3 protein-coding genes are annotated in these 3,553 nt (G+C 72.2%); all 3 read left to right on the top strand.

All coding sequences use genetic code 11. From position 1 onward, the window contains the following. Positions 1-858: ABC transporter permease (locus tag FV222_RS20305; RefSeq protein ID WP_147815496.1), on the top strand; the 858-nt coding region annotated here is incomplete at its 5' end. A 50-nt stretch (positions 859-908) separates the two neighbouring features. Next, positions 909-2,330, top strand: coding sequence for a M20 family metallopeptidase (locus FV222_RS20300; protein ID WP_147815495.1), 1,422 nt, complete (start codon positions 909-911; stop codon positions 2,328-2,330). A gap of 2 nt (positions 2,331-2,332) precedes the next feature. Next, on the top strand, positions 2,333-3,553 hold a 1,221-nt coding region (locus FV222_RS20295; RefSeq protein ID WP_147815494.1), incomplete at its 3' end, for an ABC transporter ATP-binding protein.

The following is a 3,553-nucleotide window of genomic DNA, read 5'->3' as shown; positions in this document are numbered from 1 at the left end:
CGCTCGCCCACCGCCCTGGCGCTCCGGCGCGGGCTCCGCCACGGCGGCTTCGTGATCGGTGCCGGCATCCTCGGGACCATCCTGCTCTGCGCGCTCGCCGCCCCGCTGATCGCGCCCCACGATCCCTACGCCCAGGACGTCTCACGGCGCCTGATCCCGCCGATCTGGCAGGCGAAGGGCACGTGGGACCACGTGCTCGGCACCGACAAGCTTGGGCGCGACTACCTCAGCCGCCTGATCTACGGCAGCCAGATTTCCCTGCTGATCGGGATCGCAGCGGCGGCCATCTCGGGCGTGATCGGCACGACGCTCGGCATCTGCGCCGGCTATTTCGGCGGCCGGGTCGACGCGGTGGTGAGCTACGTCGTCACCACGCGGCTGGCGATGCCGGTGGTGCTGGTGGCGCTCGCCATGGCCTCCCTCGTCGGCGGCTCGCTGAAGGTGGTGGTGCTGGTGCTCGGCTTCCTGCTCTGGGACCGCTTCGCCGTGGTCACCCGCGCGGCGACCCGGCAGATCCGCGACCAGGACTTCATCGCCGCGGCCCGCGCCACGGGCTTCTCCCCGGCCCGCATCCTGTTCCAGGAGGTGCTGCCGAACATCCTCAACGCGCTCATCGTGGTGGCGACCCTGGAGATGGCGCACGCCATCCTGCTCGAGGCCGCCCTGTCTTTCCTGGGCCTCGGCGTGCAGCCGCCGCTGCCGTCCTGGGGCCTGATGATCGCCGAGGGCAAGCCGTACATGTTCTTCCAGCCCTGGGTCATCACCATTCCGGGCATCGCGCTCCTGGTCCTCGTCCTGGCGATCAACCTGCTCGGCGACGGCATCCGCGACGTCACCGCCCCCGAGGGGCGGCGCTGAACCGCCCCTGCCCCGCAGAAAACCCCACCGCACCAAGATCGAGTGAGCCCATGTCCCGACACGACGCGATCGCGCGCGCCGCGCGCCACTACGACGAGGGCGGCTTCCTCAGCGTGCTGCAGGACGCCGTCGCCCGCCAGACCGAGAGCCAGACCTCGGGGCAGCTGCCGAAGCTGAGGGCCTATCTCACCGACTTCCTGGTCCCGCGGATCGCACCGCTCGGCTTCACCAGCCGCATCCTCGACAACCCGGACGGCGTCCACGGCCCGTTCCTGATCGCCGAGCGCCACGAGGGCGACGCGCTGCCCACCGTGCTGATCTACGGACACGGCGACACCGTGCGCGGCTACCCCGAGCAGTGGCGCGAAGGCCTCGCCCCCTGGACGATCACCATCGAGGGCGAGCGCTGGTACGGCCGCGGCACCGCCGACAACAAGGGCCAGCATATCCTCAACCTCGGCGCGCTGGCGGCGGTGATGGCGGCGCGCGAGGGGCGGCTCGGCTTCAACACCAAGCTGCTGATCGAGATGGGCGAGGAATCCGGCTCGCCGGGACTGCGCGACCTTTGCCGCGCCGAGGCCGAAGCGCTCAAGGCCGACGTGCTCATCGCCTCGGACGGTCCCCGCGTCAGCGCCGAGCGGCCGACGGTCTTCCTCGGCTCGCGCGGCGGCTACACCTTCGAGATGCTGCTGGACCTGCGCGAGGGCAGCCACCATTCCGGCAACTGGGGCGGCCTGCTGCGCAACCCCGGCACGGTGCTGGCCAACGCCATCGCCACCCTCGTCGACGGGCGCGGCAAGATCCTCCTCGACGCCCTGCGCCCGCCCGCGATCCCCGACAACGTCCGCGCGGCGCTCGCCGACATCGCTGTGGGCACCGACCCGACCGCGCCGGCGATCGACGCCGATTGGGGCGAGCCGGGGCTGTCCGCGGCCGAGCGCGTGTTCGGCTGGAACACCCTCGAGGTGCTGGCCTTCAAGACCGGCGACCCGGACGGGCCGCTCAACGCCGTGCCGCCCACCGCCAAGGCGACGCTGCAGTTGCGCTTCGTCGTCGGCACCGACTGGGAAGGCATCCTGCCGGCCGTGCGCGCCCACCTCGACGCCCACGGCTACCCCATGGTCGAGGTCCGCGCCGCCCGCACGGAGGTGTTCCGCGCCACCCGGCTCCCCATCGAGGACCCGTGGGTCGACTGGGTACTGGCTTCGATCGCCGAGAGCACGGGCAAGCGTCCGGCCCTGCTGCCGAACCTCGGCGGCTCGCTGCCCAACGACGCCTTCTCGGAGATCCTCGGCCTGCCGACCCTGTGGGTGCCGCATTCCTACCCGGCCTGCCTCCAGCACGGCCCCGACGAGCACCTGCTCGGGCCGCCTTCGCGCGAGGCCCTGATGCTGATGGCGGGCCTGTACTGGGACCTCGCCGAGACCGGGCCGGCGGTGCTCGCCCGGCGCGAAGCCCTCAAGGGAGCCTAAGCATGAACGAGCCCGTCGTCCGCATCCGGAATCTCACCCTGGCGCTGCCGAAGGGCTCGGACCGTCCCCATGCGGTCGAGGACCTCTCCCTCGACCTGATGCCGGGCAAGATCCTCTGCGTCGTCGGCGAGTCGGGCTCGGGCAAGTCGATGAGCGCCTACGCGCTCACCGGCCTCCTGCCTCGCGCGCTGAAGCCGGTCGGCGGGCAGATCCTGTTCGAGGGGCGGGACCTCCTGACCCTGGAAGAGCGCGGCTGGCGTGCCTTGCGCGGTCGCCGCATCGCCATGGTGTTCCAGGAGCCGATGACCGCCCTCAACCCGGTCATGCGCATCGGCGACCAGATCGCCGAGATGTTCGAGGCGCACGGCCTCCTCACGCCGGCCGAGCGCAGGAACCGGGCCGTCGCGCTCGCCACCGAGGTCGGCCTGCCCGATCCGGGCCAGATCGTGCGCGCCTACCCGCACCAGCTCTCCGGCGGCCAGCGCCAGCGCGCGATGATCGCCATGGCGCTCGCCCTCGAACCCTCGATCCTCGTCGCCGACGAGCCGACCACGGCGCTCGACGTCACCACCCAGGCCCAGATCCTCAAGCTGATCCGCGACCTGCAGCGGCGGCGCGGCATGAGCGTCCTGTTCATCACCCACGATTTCGGCGTGGTGGCCGACATCGCCGACCATGTCGCCGTGCTCCAGCGCGGGCGACTGGTGGAGCAGGGCAGCGCCGAGACCGTCCTTCAGCATCCGCAGCACCCCTACACCCAGGCCCTGCTCGCGGCGGTGCCGAGCCTGGTGCCGCCGGCCCGCGCTTCCCGCGCGGACGCGCCGCTGGCGCTCTCGGCCATCGGCCTGACCAAGACCTACGCGACGCGGGGCGGCCTGTTCGGCAAGCCGCGCGTGATCGCGGCGGTGAAGGAGGTGGGCTTCGAGGTCCGACGCGGGGAGACCCTCGGCCTCGTCGGCGAATCCGGATCGGGCAAGTCCACCACCGCCCGCCTCGCGATCCGGCTGATCGAGCCGGACCGGGGCACGGTGCGCCTCGGCAGCCTCGACTACACGGCGCTGGCGCCGCGCGCCCTGCGCGACGAGCGGCGACGCATCCAGATGATCTTCCAGGACCCGTTCGCGTCCCTGAACCCGCGCCGCACCGTCGAGCAGATCATCACCGCCGGCCCGATCGCGCACGGCACTCCCCGGCGCGAGGCGCGCGCCCGGGCGCGCGAGCTC

The sequence above is a fragment of the Methylobacterium sp. WL103 genome, assembly GCF_008039885.1.
GTDB lineage: Bacteria > Pseudomonadota > Alphaproteobacteria > Rhizobiales > Beijerinckiaceae > Methylobacterium > Methylobacterium cerastii.
The sequence above is the reverse complement of the archived record's forward strand: the minus strand, read 5'-3'. Positions and strand labels throughout refer to the sequence as shown.

Bases quoted from the DNA above. Each gene is read 5' to 3' on its own strand.
- FV222_RS20300 (WP_147815495.1), top strand. From the start codon at position 909: ATGTCCCGACACGACGCGATCGCGCGCGCCGCGCGCCACTACGACGAG.